Annotated in this window: 14 protein-coding genes; 9 read left to right on the forward strand and 5 right to left on the reverse strand. The window is 68.8% G+C overall.

Annotation, left to right across the window (positions count from 1 at the left end; genetic code table 11):
* Positions 1 to 65: 65 nt before the first annotated feature.
* On the reverse strand, positions 66 to 1,064 hold the full coding sequence (locus L324_RS21970) for a LacI family DNA-binding transcriptional regulator (protein ID WP_037311675.1): 999 nt from the start codon (positions 1,062 to 1,064) through the stop codon (positions 66 to 68).
* 162 nt (positions 1,065 to 1,226) lie between these two features.
* Here L324_RS21970 and L324_RS21975 point away from each other — a divergent pair, with 162 nt between their 5' ends.
* The 6 genes from L324_RS21975 (at position 1,227) to L324_RS22000 (ending at position 9,316) form a co-directional block, all read left to right on the forward strand.
* Positions 1,227 to 2,294, forward strand: coding sequence for an ABC transporter substrate-binding protein (locus L324_RS21975; RefSeq protein ID WP_037311678.1), 1,068 nt, complete (start codon positions 1,227 to 1,229; stop codon positions 2,292 to 2,294).
* A gap of 2 nt (positions 2,295 to 2,296) precedes the next feature.
* Positions 2,297 to 3,772, forward strand: a complete 1,476-nt coding sequence (locus L324_RS21980; protein ID WP_051174033.1) for a sugar ABC transporter ATP-binding protein — start codon at positions 2,297 to 2,299, stop codon at positions 3,770 to 3,772.
* Positions 3,773 to 3,806: 34 nt separating this feature from the next.
* Complete coding sequence (locus L324_RS21985; RefSeq protein WP_037311681.1) at positions 3,807 to 4,763, forward strand: ABC transporter permease; 957 nt, start codon at positions 3,807 to 3,809, stop codon at positions 4,761 to 4,763.
* Positions 4,760 to 5,752, forward strand: a complete 993-nt coding sequence (locus L324_RS21990; RefSeq protein WP_037311686.1) for an ABC transporter permease — start codon at positions 4,760 to 4,762, stop codon at positions 5,750 to 5,752. The genes L324_RS21985 and L324_RS21990 overlap by 4 nt, the downstream gene beginning before the upstream one ends.
* A gap of 9 nt (positions 5,753 to 5,761) precedes the next feature.
* Positions 5,762 to 8,485 (forward strand): AbfB domain-containing protein, encoded by a 2,724-nt coding sequence (locus L324_RS21995; protein ID WP_037311688.1) that lies wholly within the window; start codon positions 5,762 to 5,764, stop codon positions 8,483 to 8,485.
* A gap of 81 nt (positions 8,486 to 8,566) precedes the next feature.
* Complete coding sequence (locus L324_RS22000) at positions 8,567 to 9,316, forward strand: LysR substrate-binding domain-containing protein (protein ID WP_037311690.1); 750 nt, start codon at positions 8,567 to 8,569, stop codon at positions 9,314 to 9,316.
* Here L324_RS22000 and L324_RS22005 read toward each other — a convergent pair.
* Positions 9,313 to 9,663 carry a DUF5997 family protein gene (locus L324_RS22005; RefSeq protein WP_201769679.1) on the reverse strand — a complete coding sequence of 117 codons (351 nt, stop codon included), beginning with the start codon at positions 9,661 to 9,663 and terminating at the stop codon, positions 9,313 to 9,315. The genes L324_RS22000 and L324_RS22005 overlap by 4 nt on opposite strands.
* Before the next feature lie 118 nt (positions 9,664 to 9,781).
* Complete coding sequence (locus L324_RS22010; RefSeq protein ID WP_037311696.1) at positions 9,782 to 10,276, reverse strand: hypothetical protein; 495 nt, start codon at positions 10,274 to 10,276, stop codon at positions 9,782 to 9,784.
* Between the two features lie 184 nt (positions 10,277 to 10,460).
* Here L324_RS22010 and L324_RS42995 point away from each other — a divergent pair, with 184 nt between their 5' ends.
* From L324_RS42995 to L324_RS22020, 3 genes are all read left to right on the forward strand, one after another.
* The gene (locus L324_RS42995; RefSeq protein ID WP_162531617.1) at positions 10,461 to 10,817 is read left to right on the forward strand and encodes a dihydrofolate reductase family protein; all 357 of its coding nucleotides are present in this window, start codon (positions 10,461 to 10,463) and stop codon (positions 10,815 to 10,817) included.
* Positions 10,715 to 11,050, forward strand: a complete 336-nt coding sequence (locus L324_RS42845) for a dihydrofolate reductase family protein (RefSeq protein ID WP_161780875.1) — start codon at positions 10,715 to 10,717, stop codon at positions 11,048 to 11,050. The genes L324_RS42995 and L324_RS42845 overlap by 103 nt, the downstream gene beginning before the upstream one ends.
* Before the next feature lie 98 nt (positions 11,051 to 11,148).
* A complete protein-coding gene (locus tag L324_RS22020) occupies positions 11,149 to 12,303 on the forward strand; it encodes a serine hydrolase domain-containing protein (RefSeq protein WP_037311707.1) in 1,155 nt (384 codons plus the stop codon).
* A gap of 739 nt (positions 12,304 to 13,042) precedes the next feature.
* Here L324_RS22020 and L324_RS22025 read toward each other — a convergent pair.
* On the reverse strand, positions 13,043 to 13,786 hold the full coding sequence (locus L324_RS22025; protein WP_037311710.1) for an isocitrate lyase/PEP mutase family protein: 744 nt from the start codon (positions 13,784 to 13,786) through the stop codon (positions 13,043 to 13,045).
* The gene (locus L324_RS22030; protein WP_037311712.1) at positions 13,783 to 15,198 is read right to left on the reverse strand and encodes an MFS transporter; all 1,416 of its coding nucleotides are present in this window, start codon (positions 15,196 to 15,198) and stop codon (positions 13,783 to 13,785) included. The genes L324_RS22025 and L324_RS22030 overlap by 4 nt, the downstream gene beginning before the upstream one ends.
* Positions 15,199 to 15,206: the final 8 nt, after the last annotated feature.

Below are 15,206 nucleotides of genomic sequence, written 5' to 3' on the forward strand. Positions count from 1 at the left end.
CGTTTCGTCCTCTGGATGCGGTCCTTGCGACGCGCAACCACCGCATCCAGAGGACGAAACGCGTGTCAGGCGATGGTGCTGTGCCGGATCTCGAGGGAGAACGGGGTCTGGACGTCCTCGGGTTCGAGGTCGCTCCCGCCCGCGATACGCCGTCGCAGCAGATCGACCGCGGCCCGCGCGATCGCCGCCTTGTCCGGCGCGATCGTCGTCAGCGAGGGGAGGCTGTAGGCGCTCTCCTCGTTGTTGTCGAAGCCGACGATCGCCATGTCCGACGGCACCCGGACACCACGCTCGGCCGCGGCGCGAAGGGCGCCGATCGCCAGCAGGTCGTTGAAGCAGAACACCGCGTCGGGCGGTTCCGGCCGCGAGAGGAGGTGCGTCATCGCCTCGGCGCCGTTGGCGCGGTGGTACCGCAACGCGGGGAGCACCAGTTCCGGAATGGGCGCGATGCCCGCCTCTTCGAGCGCGAGGTGGTAGCCCTCCAGCCGTTGCGCGGCGGTGTGGCGCTGCGGATGCGCGCCGATCGCGGCGATCCGACGGCGGCCCAGCGAGATCAGGTGCCGCACCGCGATCCTGGCGGCCTGGACGTTGTCGATCCCGACGTGGTCTATCGGGACGTCGACGACGTGCTCGCCGAGCATCACCAGCGGGACACCGGGGGCGAGATCGTCGAAGTCGTCGGTGTGCAGGGCTTCCGGGCTGATGATCGCGCCGTCGATCAGATGCGGCCCGAGGGTGGACAGCGCGTCGCGCTCGCGCTCCCGGGTGCCCAGCGTCTGTTCGATCAGGACGTTCCACTCGTGCTCCTGCGCCGCCTGCAGCACCAGGCCCGCCAGCTCGCCGAAGTACGGGATGCTCAGCTCGGGCAGCATGAGCCCGAGGAACCCGGTGCGGCCGCGGCGCAGGTTGCGGGCACCGAGATTGGGCCGGTAGCCGGTCGACGCCAGCGCCTCCTCGACGCGTTTGCGGTTTTCCGGCTTCACGAAGTCGTAGCCGTTGACCACGTTCGACACGGTCTTGACCGAGACGCCCGCGAGCTTGGCGACGTCCTTGAGCGTGGCCACCCTCGTTCCCCTCTCCCGAGATCCGGCATGGATCCGGCACAGCCTAGCCGCGCGAACGGCGGATTTACAACGTTGTACCAACGATGTAAATCTGGCATCGTCCCCTTGAGTGACATGGGTCACCGCCGATCCGTGCGCTCGACCTTCCCCGAGGAGCGATCGATGTCCCTGCCCATCCGCCGCACCCTGCTCCTGGTGACCGGCCTCGCGCTCGCGCTGACGGCCTGCACCAGCCGTGAGAACCAGCAAACCGCCCCGTCGGGAGCGGGACCGGCCGCCTCGGCGGCGCCGAACCAGGCCGCCGGACCGGGATGCGCCCGCGAGAAGACCGGCTATCCGCAGGTGGACGTGAAGAACGCGGTCATCGGCTTCTCCCAGTCGGAGAAGGAGGCGAACCCGTTCCGGATCGCCGAAACGCAGTCGATCAAGGACGAAGCCGCGAAACTCGGTGTCCCGGCGGACAAGCTGCTGGTCACCAACGCGCAGAGCGATCTCAACAAGCAGGTCGGCGACATCAAGTCGTTGCTGGACCGGGGCGCGCAGCTGCTCATCGTGGCACCGCTGAACTCCGACGGCCTCCAGCCCGCCCTCGACGCAGCGAAGGCCAAGAAGGTCCCGGTCATCACGATCGACCGCAAGGTGACTTCGCAGCCGTGCACCGACTACCTGACCTTCATCGGCTCGAACTTCGTCGAACAGGGCAAGCGCGCGGCGCGGGAGATGGTGAAGGCGACCGGCGGCACCGGCAAGGTCGCGATCCTGCTCGGCGCGTCGGGCAACAACGTGACCACCGACCGCACCAAGGGGTTCAAGGACGAGATCGCCGCGACCACGGGGATCCAGATCGTCGCCGAGCAGACCGGGGAGTTCGACCGCTCCAAGGGCCAGGCCGTGATGGAGCAGCTCATCCAGAGCAACCCCGAGATCACCGCCGTCTACGCGGAGAACGACGAGATGGGCATCGGCGCGGTCACCGCGCTCAAGGCCGCGGGCAAGGTGCCGGGCAAGGACGTCAAGATCGTCTCGATCGACGGCACCCGCAACGCCGTCCAGCTCCTCGCCGACGGCAGCTACAACGCGGTGATCGAGTCCAACCCGCGCTTCGGCCCGCTGGCCTTCTCGACGCTGCAGGACTTCGCCGCCGGCAAGGAGATCCCGCCGACCGTGGTGATCTCCGACGACCAGTACGACTCGGCGAACGCGGCCCAGAAGCTCGGGAACGCGTACTGACAATGGAACCGGTACTCGATGTCGAAGGCGTGACGAAGACGTTCGCCGGGGTGCGCGCGCTCGACGACGTGTCGTTCGCGCTGCGGCCGGGCGAGGTGCACGCGCTGGTGGGGGAGAACGGCGCCGGGAAGTCGACGCTGATCAAGGTGCTCACCGGCGTGCACAGGCCGGATTCCGGCACGGTCCGGACGCGGGGCGCGATCTCCACGATCTATCAGGAGGTCAACCTCATCCCGCTGATGAGCGTGGCGAGCAATGTGTATCTCGGCCGCGAGCCGAGGACGCGGTTCGGATTCGTCGACTGGGCGCGGATGAACTCCGACGCCGCGGCGCTGCTGGCGGACTACGGCATCGAAACCGACGTCCGCCGTCCACTCGGGACACTCGGCGTCGGTGCGCAGCAGATGGTGGCGCTGGCCCGCGCGGTGTCGGTCGACGCGGACGTCGTGATCATGGACGAGCCGACGTCCTCTTTGGAGCCCCGTGAGGTCGAGACGCTGTTCGAGGTCATCGGCAGGCTGCACGAACGCGGGATCGCGATCGTGTACGTCAGCCACCGGATGGACGAGCTGTACCGGATCTGTGACCGGGTGACGGTGCTGCGGGACGGCAAGCGGGTCCACACCGGACCGCTCGCCGATCTGCCGCGGCTGGAACTGGTGTCGATGATGCTCGGCCGCAGCGTCGGCGACATCCGCTCGCACGGGGCGACGGCCTTCGAGGGCGACCACGAGGCGGGCCGGGAACCGGTGCTGCGCGCGGAGAACCTGTCCAGCGGCAACCGGCTCTCGGACGTCTCGGTGTCGATCAGGCCCGGCGAGATCGTGGGGCTCGCCGGGCTGCTCGGTTCGGGCCGGACCGAGACCGCGCGGGCGATCGTCGGCGACCTGCCGCTCTCGGGCGGCACCGTCCTCGTAGGCGGAAAGCCGGTGTCGCGCGGGAACGTGGCGGCCGCGATGCGCGCGGGGATCAGCATGCTCGCCGAGGACCGCAAGACCGAGGGGATCATCCCGCATCTTTCGGTGCGGGAGAACATCGTGCTCGCCGCGTTGCCGAGGCTGTCCCGCTTCGGCCTGGTCAGCCGTGCCCGGCAGGACCGGATCGTCGAGACGTTCATCCAGAGGCTGCGCATCAAGGTGTCCGGCCCGGATCAGAAGGTCGCCGAACTGTCCGGGGGCAACCAGCAGAAGGTGCTGCTCGCGAGGTGGCTGTGCACCGAACCCACGGTGTTGCTGCTCGACGAGCCGACGCGGGGTATCGACGTCGGCGCGAAGGCGGAGGTGCAGGCGCTCATCGACGAGCTCGCGAAGGACGGCCTGGCCGTCCTGCTGATCTCGTCGGAGATGGAGGAACTGCTCGACGGCGCCGACCGGCTGATCGTGCTCAAGGACGGCGCGGTGGTCGGGGAACTGGCCGGGAACCAGCTGACGCAGGACCACGTGCTGGCGGCGATCGCCTCGGGTGGCGCGGATGACTAGCACCCAGCGGAGAACAGAGGATCCGGGAAGCACCATGACGGACACGGCGAAGACGGTGGACCGGACCCGGGTCGCGCGCTGGCTGCAGGAGTACGGCGTGTACGTCGCCGTCGTCGCGCTGGTGCTGTTCAACATCGCGTTCACGGCGAACTTCCTGACCGCCGGCAACTTCCGCACGCAGCTCGTCCAGGCCGCGCCGGTACTGGTGGTCGCGCTCGGGATGGCGCTGGTGATCGGCACCGAGGGCGTCGACCTGTCGGTGGGCGCGGTGATGGCGTTGTCGGCCGCGCTCGTCCCGCTGTACCTCGGCTACGGGACGTTGCCCGCCGTCGCCATCGCGCTCGCGGCGGGGCTGGCGGCGGGGGCGTTCAACGGCGTTCTCGTGGCCAGGGTCGGGATCCAGCCGATCGTCGCGACACTCGCCTTACTCGTGGGCGGGCGCGGCCTCGCGCTCGTTCTCGCCGACGGCCGGCTGATCCAGCTGCACGATGAGACCTTCCTGGCGCTCGGCACCGGCGAGGTGCTCGGGATCCCGGTCAGCGTGCTCATCGCGGCGGTCCTCGCCGTGCTGGTGGCGGCACTGGTCGGGAAGACGGCGTTCGGCAGGCGGCTGGTCGCGATCGGCGGCAACCGGCGGGCCAGCGTGCTCGCCGGATTGCCGGTCAACCGGGTCCTCATCGGCGTCTACGCGATCTGCGGACTGCTCGCGGCGCTGGCCGGGGTCCTCTCCACGGCCCGGCTCGGCGCCGGTGATCCCGCGGACGCCGGACTGCTGATGGAACTGTCCGCGATCACGGCCGTCGTCGTCGGCGGCACCCCGCTGACCGGCGGCCGCGTCCGCATCCTCGGCACGGTGATGGGCGTCCTGCTCATGCAGCTCGTCCGCGCCACGCTCATCAAGCACAACCTGCCGGATTCGACCGCGCAGATGGTCCAGGCCGCGATCATCGTCGGCGCGGTGTACGTCGCACGGGAACGGAGCAGCCGATGACCGCGGCGCCCACGATGGCCGCCCAGGACTCCACCCGGCGCGAGCTGATGACCGGGGTCCTGCAGAAACAGGGCGCGGCGATCGCGCTGGTGCTCATGGTCGCCGTCGCGTGGCTGCTGTTCCCGCGCTTCGGCAGCCTGGACAACCTGCGCGACATCGCCCTGCAGAGCTCGTTCCTCGCGATCGTCGCGCTCGGGATGACGTTCGTGATCATCACCGGCGGGATCGACCTGTCGGTGGGGTCGGTCTACGCGCTCGGCGGGGTTCTTGCCGCCTATGGCTCGCAGTGGGGTTTTCTCGTCGCGCTGGTGCTACCGCTGGCGGTATGCGGCCTGATCGGGCTGATCAACGGACTCCTCGTCGCGAAAACCGGGATGGCGCCGTTCATCGTCACGCTGGCGACGCTGCTCTTCGCGCGCGGCCTGCTGCTCGCGATCACCACCGAGGGCGCGACGACGTACAAGATCCCGGAGGGTGAGGCGTTCGTCGAACTCGGCCGCGGCACCCTTTTCGGCTTCGGCTATCCGGTGTTCATCGCGGCCGCGCTGTGCCTGCTCGGTGGGCTCCTGCTGCGGCGGACCCGGTTCGGGCAGTCGGTGTTCGCCACCGGCGGCTCGGAACAGTCGGCGAGGCTGATGGGACTCCCGGTGGCGCGCACCAAGGTCACCGTCTACGTGCTGAGCGGTGTCCTTTCCGGCCTCGCGGGCGCGCTCACGGCGGCCTATCTGCAATCCGGTGTCACGGTGATCGGGGTCGGCCTCGAACTGGACGCCATCTCCGTCGTCGTCATCGGCGGCACGCTGCTGACCGGCGGGATGGGCACGATTCTCGGAACGGTCATCGGGGTGGGCATCCGAACGGTCATCCAGAACGTCATCAACCAGATAGGAACTCTCGACAGCAACTACCAATCGGTGGTCAGCGGTGCGTTCCTGCTGGTGGTCGTTGTGCTGCAGCGGTCGCTGGCGCGCACGACCGCCCGGAGATAGGGAGATCGCATGCACCGAAGAACCGCGCGCGCCCTGAGCGTCGTGGCCGGTCTGCTGGCCGCCGCGACGACACTGGTGCCCGTCGCCCAGGCCGCTCCCGTCCCGCTCCCCACCCCGTGGACGGACCAGGTCTCGCCGTCGAACGCGCTGCCGGAGTACCCGCGTCCGCAGCTGGTCCGTTCGGAATGGCTCAACCTCAACGGAACCTGGGGGTTCACCGGAGCGCCGAACCTGAACTCGCCACCGATCGGCAGACCGCTGAGCGAGAACGTCCTCGTGCCTTACCCGATCGAGTCGATGCTTTCGGGGATCAAACGGCATGAGGACAACATGTTCTACCGCCGTACCTTCACCGTTCCGTCCACATGGGACGGACGACGAGTGAAGCTCAACTTCGGCGCCGTCACCTGGGAGACCAGGGTCTGGGTCAACGGGACGTCGATCGGGAGCCACACCGGCGGTTTCGACGCCTTCTCCTTCGACATCACCCCGGCGCTGAAGACGGGGGAGAACGAGATCGTCGTCGGCGTGGCGTCGCCGGTCGACGGCAGCCGGTACCCGATCGGGAAGCAGCGCAAGACGCCCGACGGCATCTTCTACACGGCGGCGTCCGGGATCTGGCAGACCGTCTGGCTGGAACCGGTCCGGGCCGAGCACATCACCCGGCTGGACACCACCCCCGACGTCCCCGGCGGCGCGCTCGATCTCGTCGTCCAGGGCACACCCGGGCAGCAGGCGACCGCCGAAGTGCTTTCGGGCGGCCAGGTGGTCGGCACCGCGAGTGGGACGGTGGGCTCGCATATCCGGGTCCCCGTGCCGAACGCGCGGCTGTGGTCACCGGACGACCCGTTCCTGTACGACCTGCGCGTACGGCTGCCCGGAGGCGACGTCGTCACCGGGTACTTCGGGATGCGGTCGCTGGGCAAGGCGATGGTCGGCGGCGTGATGCGCCCGCTGCTCAACGGGAAGTTCGTGTTCCAGCTGGGCACCCTCGACCAGGGCTACTGGCCGGACGGCATCTACACCGCGCCGACCGACGAGGCGCTGCGGTTCGACCTCGAACGCCAGAAGGCACTGGGCTTCAACATGGTCCGCAAGCACATCAAGGTCGAGCCCGCGCGCTGGTTCTACCACGCCGACCGGCTCGGGCTGATGGTCTGGCAGGACATGCCCGCGCTCGACGCCGTCGACGAGGTCCCGAACGGGCACGCGAACTACGAATCCGAACTGCGGCGGATGATCGAGCAGCACAAGGGCATCACGTCGATCGTGCAGTGGGTCCCGTTCAACGAAGGCTGGGGCGAGTACGAAGCCGGGCGGATCGTCGACCTGGTCCGCTCGATCGACGGCACGCGGCTGATCAACCACAACTCCGGCTCGAACTGCTGTGTGTCCGATCCGGATCCGGGCAACGGCGACGTGATCGACGACCACGCGTACCAGGTCTCCGCCGGGACCAGGCAACCCGACGCGCGACGGGTCGCGGTGCTGGGGGAGTACGGCGGACTCGGCAGGCAGGTGCCCGGGCACGAGTGGGAGCCGGGCAAGGGGTTCGCGTACGGCGCGCTGTACCCGGACGAGACGTCGCTGACGAACCGGTACGTGGAGATCACGAAGCAGGTCGGGCGGTTCGTGCACGGGCGCGGGCTTTCCGCGTCGGTCTACACCGAGCCGTACGACGTCGAAAACGAGGTCAACGGCTTCTACACCTACGACCGGCGCGTGCTGAAGATGACCGAGGCGCGGGTGCGCGAGATCAACCAGAAGGTGCTCGCCATCGCCAAGGGCACCGAGGTGGGCCGGGGTGAACTCGTGTCGCTGCGGGTCACCACGGCCGGGTACACGGATCGCTATCTGCGGCACCAGGACGGCTTCGTCCGCACTGACGTCCTCGGTGAGGGCAGCGCGGACTTCGGCAAGAAGGACGCGACGTTCTGGGCCCGGCAGGGGCTCGCGGACGCGTCGTGCCTGTCGTTCGAGTCGCGGAACTATCCCGGCCACTTCCTGCGGCACGCGTCGTCGCGGATCCGCAAGGACGCGAACGACGGTTCGGCCCTGTTCGCCGCGGACGCGACGTTCTGCGCGAGGGAAGGTGCGGGCGGTACGGCGCTGGAGTCGTTCAACCAGCGGGGCGCTTTCATCCGTCACTACGCCGAGACCGTCTATCTCGCGCGTAGCGGCGGGGCGAATCCCTGGGACACGCCGTCGAGCTTCGCGGCGGACACGACGTGGGCGGCCTCGGTCCCGCTGTGGCGCAGCGGCGCCGATCTGCCGCTCGACCAGGCGCGGTCGTTCAGGGTGACCACCCCGGGCTTCACCGACCGCTACCTGCGGCATCGCGACGGTCTCGCACGGACGGACGTCGTGAACGCGTCGAGTGCGGCGCTGTTGAAGGCGGACGCGACGTTCGTCGTCCGGCGCGGGCTCGCGGATCCGTCGTGCTACTCGCTGGAGGCACGGAACTATCCGGGCCGGTTCCTGCGGCACGCGGACTTCCGGGTGCGGCTCGGCGCCAACGACAACACCGACCTGTTCCGGAAGGACGCGACGTTCTGCGCCCAGCCGGGGTCCGGCGGGGTCCGGCTGGCGTCGGTCAACGAACTGGGCACGAACATGCGGCACTACGCCGAGGAGGTCTTCGTCGCCATCAGCGGCGGTGGTCACCCGTTCGACAACCCGGTGTCGTACGACCAGGACGTGACCTGGGCGGTCTCGGCGGCTTGGGCTCCGTAGCAGCCTCGTGAGTGGTAATGACGGTTCTAACCGTCATTACCACTCACGAGACCGAGGGGGACCCCCGGTAACCTTGCGTCCATGACCGGCCCGGACGTACCTCCCTCGTTCAAACTCGCGTACGTCCCCGGCGTGACGCCCTCGAAGTGGGTCCGGATCTGGAACGAGCGGTCGCCCGGCGTGCCGCTCGACCTCGTCCAGACGACCGCCGCGGAGGCCGCGGCGCTGGTCCGGGGCCGTGAGGTGGACGCCGTCCTGCTGCGGCTCCCGATCGACCGCACCGGCCTGCACGCGATCCCGCTCTACACCGAGACCACGGTCGTCGTCGTCCCCAAGGACCACGTGGTCGCCGCCGCCGACGAGGTCACCGTCGACGACATCGCCGACGACGTCGTGCTGCACCCGCTCGACGACACGCTGGACTGGGAGCGGCCGCCCGGGAAACCGGCGCTGGACCGCCCGGCCACCACAGCGGACGCCATCGAGCTGGTCGCCGCCGGGGTCGGGCTCCTCGTCGTCCCGCAGTCACTGGCCCGGCTGCATCACCGCCGCGACCTGACCTATCGCCCGATCTCCGGGACGCCCGAGTCCGGCGTCGCGCTGTCCTGGCCGGAGGACGAGACCACCGACCTGATGGAACAGTTCATCGGGATCGTCCGTGGCCGGACCGTCAACAGCACCCGGGGACGGCAGCAGACCCCGGAAAAGCAGGCTCAAGACAAGCAGAAGCAGGCCCCGGCGAAGAGCAAACGCCCCCAGCCCGGGGCCCGGAAGCCGCCGCCCGGCCGGCGCGGCGCTCCCAAAGGCGGGAAGCGCCGCCGAAGAGGTTAGTTCTCGCTCCGCGCGGCCTTGACCCGCGCCTCCTCCTTGCGGACCTCGGCGTGGGTCTCGCGCTCCCGCTTCAGCCAATCCGGGGCGGCGGTCTTGATCTCTTCGATCTGCTCGGTGGTGAGGGCCTCGGTGATCCCGCCGCGCGCCAGGCCGCTGATGGAGATGCCCAGCTTCGCCGCGATGACCGGCCGCGGGTGCGGCCCGTTGCGGCGAAGCTCCCGCAGCCACTCGGGCGGTTCGGCCTGCAGCGCGTTCAGCTCGTCGCGGGAGACGACACCCTCCTGGAACTCCGCCGGGGTGGCCTCGAGGTACACACCCAGCTTCTTCGCCGCTGTCGCGGGCTTCATCGTTTGAGGGGTCTTGTGCGACGTCATTGCCTCAGGGTAACGAGCGCCCCGGAGCCTGGAGTTCACGCCCTGTGATCAGGCGCTCGGTCCGTCATGCGCCCTCAGCGCTCGTGGCGGTCTAGAGGTAGTCGAAGAACCGGTCCCACCACGACGGCGGCCGGTCCGGCGGGTAGAGGGCGTCGAATCCGCTGATGCCGGTGTACCTGGTCCACAACGGATGTTCGGAGACGGGCAGGTAGCCGAGTGCTTCCAGTTCGTCTTCGATCCGTCTTCGTTCCGCCGCCGGGAAGAACTCCCGTTCCTCGTCTTCGTCGTAGCTGCCCGGATATCCCAGGGTCACCGCCACCAGGCCGCCGAAATTGCTGACCGTGACGGTCAGGTGGTCGACGGCCGACGTCGCGTCCGCCGGGATCACGATCCTGCCGAAATGGCTGGCGTCCTGGACGTGCCGGTCGACCTCGCAGGAGCAGCCGAATCGCCGGTCGAGCCGCTCGGCCAGCCGTTCGAAGCGGGCCCGTTCGGCCGGGCCGTCGAAGTCGTGCGGTACCTCCCAGTGGCCGTGCTCGTCCAGCTCGCGCAGGACCGCCCAGGTCTGCTGTTCGTCGAGGGGCATCGTCGCCTCCCGGCCTCAGGTGGTCTAGTCCACTTATCGAATTGACCTTAACCAGCCGGATCCCGTGCGGACAATGGTGGGACGAATTCCGGCAGGAAAAAGTTTCGCGGGGACCGATGAGTTTCCGCGTGGTCGTGTCTCTGCATGGGGGTAAGGACCGGAACGACCCCTTGGGGAGCGAGACATGCGCAAGCTCATCGTCACCATCCTGATGTCCCTCGACGGCCACTACGAAGGCCCGGGCGGGAACTTCATGGTCATGCCGCTGGACAACGAGTTCGACACCCACAACCGCGCCGAACTGGCCGAAGCCGGAACCCTCCTGCTGGGTGCCAGGACATTCCAGCTGTTCCAGGGCTTCTGGCCGCGAATGGCGGGCGACCCGGCCGCGACCGAGGTGCACGGGCGATTTCCCGGCGCAACGGCGAGATCGAGAAGGTGGTCGTCTCCGACACACCCGCCGAAGAACAGGACGGGCCGTACCGCGACACCACCACGTTCGTGCGCCGGGCCGACGCGCACGAGTACATCGCCGAACTGAAACGCGGTGAAGGCGCGCCCATCCTGATGTTCGGCAGCCGCGTGCTCTGGAACGACCTCCTCGCCGCCGGGCTCGTCGACGAGTTCGACATCGTGCTGGGGGCCGGCGTACTCGGCGGCGGCACCCCCGCGTTCGACGGGAAGACGACCGCGCGTCTGCGGTTGCTGGGCAGCGAAACCCATGAGGGGTCGGAGAACATCGTCCTCCGCTACGCCGTCGAGAAGCAGGGGTAGCGCCAGCGCTACCCGGAATCGGGGAGGCCGCCCTCCTGATCTTCGCGTCCGATCCGGCCATCGTTGTCCGTGGTGATCCGGTCGACGAAGGAGTACGAATGACGGGCAAGAGCACCACGACGGTACGCAAGGGTGTTGTGGTCCTGACGGTGGCGGGGCTGATGGCTGCGGTGTGGACCACCGCGGCGGAGGCGGCCCCGCCCGGGGGTCAGGAGCTGCGGAAGAGCCTCGACTCGTTGGTGAGCCAGGAGAAATTCCCGGCCGCGCTGGCCTCGGTGACCAACCGGGGACGCACGACGTCGCTGGTCGCGGGGTCCTCGCGGATCGATCGCCGGGTCCCCGTCCCGCGGGACGGCTCGGTCCGGGCAGGCAGCAACACGAAGACGTTCACCGCGATCGTCGTCCTGCAACTGGTGGCGGAGGGCAAAGTGGACCTGGACGCGCCGATCGAGAAGTACCTGCCGGGACTCGTGCGCGGCGAAGGCATCGATGCCACAAAGATCACCATCCGGCAGCTGCTGCAGCACACCAGCGGGCTCCCGAACTATACCGAGCACATCGGGGTGGGGGAGTTCGAGCGGATCCAGCACAGGTTCTTCCAGCCGCACGATCTGCTCGCCGCGGCGCTGGCCCATCCGGCGAAGTTCGCCCCCGGCGCCAAATGGGAGTACAGCAACACGGGTTACCTGCTGGCGGGCATGGTGATCGAGAAGGTGACCGGACGCCCGGTGCAGGAGCAGATCACCGAACGCGTCATCAGGAAGGCGGGCCTGCGGCACACCTATTGGCCGCAGCCCGGCGACCAGACCATCCAGGGGCCGCATCCCCAGGGGTACGCGATCGGCAGCGCAGCGAGCGGCGAGGTGATCGACGCGACCGAGCTGGATCCGTCCTGGGGCGGGGCCGCGGGCCAGCTGATCTCGACGCCGGGCGACCTCGCGAAGTTCTTCCGCGTGCTGCTCGACGGGGCGTTGCTGCCGCGCGAGCAGCTGGCCGAGATGCGGAAGACCGTCGACGCCCCGGTGTTCCCGGGTGCCCGCTACGGCCTCGGCCTGGTGAGCAACCCGCTCAGCTGCGGTGGCGTGTACTGGGGGCACGGCGGCGACATCCACGGGTTCGAGACCCGGGGTGGGGCCACGGAAGACGGCCGCACCGTCGGACTCGCGGTCACCGCGATGCCGGGGACCTTCGGCGACGGCGAGCGGGGCAGCGCAGCCGTTATGGCCACAGTGGACACCGCTTTCTGCAAGTGACCCCTCGTGAGTGGTAATGACGGTTAGAACCGTCATTACCACTCACGAGACCGGCGGTCTCGACCCCGGTCCGTGAAGGACTCCTTCTACCTTCAGGGCCAGGGCCTGGCAAAGTCGCAGAGTTGCTGGTCCGCGCCGCTCCTGGGACGGTGGCCAGCGTGAGGGGTGTGTGGATTTAGGGACGTTCAACGTCCCTAAATCCACACACCCCTCACTAGCGGTAACGCTTGCGCGCCGCCAGCCGCAGGGAGTGCCTTCATGGGCTTCCGGCTGCGGTGAGTGGTGGGGCTGGTGGTTAGTGCTGCTCGTGGTGGTCCGGGTGTGACGTCGCTGGTGTTTGCGGGGTTCGACTGGGGAAGATTCCGGACGTTCAACGTCCGCAATCTTCCCCACTCGGGGTGTGCCGGGTGCTCGGGGGTATGTCCCTGATCCTCTGTTGATCAAGCTTCGCAACCGAGTGTGACCCGAGTCTATGAAGGAATTGGGACACTCAACGTCCCAATTCCTTCATAGACGGCTGCACCACGACGAAGAGGTACCCGACCTGCAAAATGCCGACTTTGCCGGGACCCTGACCTTCAGGGTAGGGAAGGAGTCCTTCACGGACAGCGCGGGGCCCAAGACACGGTGACGGGCGCAGGTCAAGTCTCGTGAGTGGTAATGACGGTTAGAACCGTCATTACCACTCACGAGGCTCGGTGCCGACGCCTCACCAGTCGGGCGCTCGTAAGTGCCAGGTCTAGAGGTTCGTGAGGGCCGTCTTGAAGCCTTCCAGTGCCGCGCGATAGAAGCGGGGACCGTAGGACACCCGTGCCACGCCCAGTTCCCGGAGCGCCGCCAGATCCAGTTCCTCGCCGACGTTCCCGTTGACCGGGCACCCGAGTTCGATGACCAGCGCGGCGAGGTCGTCCCGCCGCCGCACGCCGATCGGGTACACACAGTCGGCACCGGCCTCCCGGTAGAGCCTGCCCCGCCGGACGGCCTCGGCGAGCCTGTCCGGCTCAGGAATCCCGCGGTCACCCAGGAACGTGTCGACCCGGGCGTTGACGACGATCGGGACGCCCGCTTCGGTCGCCGCGGCGCGGATGTCCGCGAGCCGCTGGGCGTGCTCGCCGGCGTCGACCAGCCCGCCCGAGGAGTGATCGGTGTCCTCCAGGTTGCAGCCGACGGCACCCGTCTCCAGCAGCCGCTCCACGAATTCCCGTGGCGCCAGGCCGTAACCCGCTTCCGCGTCCACGGTCACCGGCACGGAGACCGCGCGGGCGACCCGGCCCGCGGCGGCGAACATCTCTTGCCATGGCGCGCCTTCGCCGTCGGGGTAACCGAGCATGGCCGAGACGGCGGCACTGGCGGTGGCGACCGCGGGGAACCCCGCCTCCGCCACGATCTCTGCGCTCGCCGCGTCCCAGACGTTCGGCAGGACCAGCATCTCCCCGCTGTGCAGGCGGCGGAGCGTTTCGGCGCGAGCCTTCTGATCGGTCATCGGTCTCCTCCTCGATCGGTACCGGACAGGGCGGGTGCCCGCGGAGCTTCGGCCGGTCGCCTGCCCGGCATACCCAAGGCGACCAGCATGCCGGTGAAGGCGAACGCGACGACGGCGACCATCGCGGTCGTGAACCCGCCGCCGAATTCCGACGGCGACAGGTAACTTCCGGCACCGGCGAAGACGGCCACCGTCACCGCGACGCCGAACACCCCGCCGAAGATCCGCAACATCATGAACGCGCCGGAAGCCTGGCCGATCTCTTGCGGCCGGACGGCTCCGACAACCGAGCGCTGCGCGGCGGGCATGGCCGACGTGATGCCGACACCGCTGACGATCAACCCGGGCAGCAGAACGGCGTAGCTCGTGCCGGGTTCGGCGACCAGGGCGATCCACCTCATGCCGATGGTCTGGAGCAGCAGCCCGGCGGCCACGAACGTCCGCGCGCTGTACTTGTCGGCCAGTTTGCCCGCGATGGGCGCGCAGATCATCAGGGTCGCGGTCCACGGCATCATCCGCAGCCCCGCCTCGAACGGCCCGAAGCCCTGCGCGGTCTGGAAGTACTGCGGCAGGAAGAACAACGTGCCGTACAGCGAGGCGAAAACGCAGAAGTTCGCCGCGTTGGCCGTGGAGAAGGCCCTCAGCCGGAAGAACCGCATCGGCAGCATCGGCGCTTCGCTGTGCCGTTCCCAGAACGCGAACGCGATCACCAGGGCGACGCCGAGTACCAGCGCGCCCAGCACCTCGGCGCTGCCCCAGCCCGCGAGGTTCCCCCGGACCAGTCCCCAGACGATGCCCAGCGCTCCCAAGGTCACCAGGACGACACCGCCCACGTCGAACCGGTTGTTCGGGCCCGCGCTCTCGTCGACGCGCCGGAGCGTCAGCAGGACGGCGGCCACGCCGACCGGCAGGTTGAGCCAGAAGATCCACTGCCACGCCAGCCCCTCGGCGATCGCGCCGCCGATGAACGGGCCGCTGAACGTCGCCAGGCCGGTGAGCCCCAGGTAGAGCCCCATCGCCTTGCCCCGCCGCTCGGGCGGGAAGATCGCGCTGATCAGGGTGAGCGACAACGGCAGCACCAGCGCGGCACCGGCGCCCTGCACCGTCCGCGCGACGATCAGCGTGCCGATGTCCGCCGACAGCGCGCAGCCCACCGAGGCGAGGGTGAACACCGCGAGGCCGGTGACGAACATCCGGCGGCGGCCGAACCGGTCACCGAGCGCTGACCCGGTGAGCAGCAGGACGGCGAAGCTGAGGTTGTAGGCGTTGACGGTCCATTCGAGTTGTTCGATCGAGGCGGTCAGATCCCGGCGGATCGTGCCCAGCGCCGTCGTCACGACCTGGCTGTCCAGCGCCATCATGAACGACGCCGATGAGGCGAGCGCCAGAACCCACGCCTGTTTGGGTGTCAAGGTTTCTC

This window comes from Amycolatopsis orientalis DSM 40040 = KCTC 9412, from assembly GCF_000478275.1.
GTDB classification, from domain to species: domain Bacteria; phylum Actinomycetota; class Actinomycetes; order Mycobacteriales; family Pseudonocardiaceae; genus Amycolatopsis; species Amycolatopsis orientalis.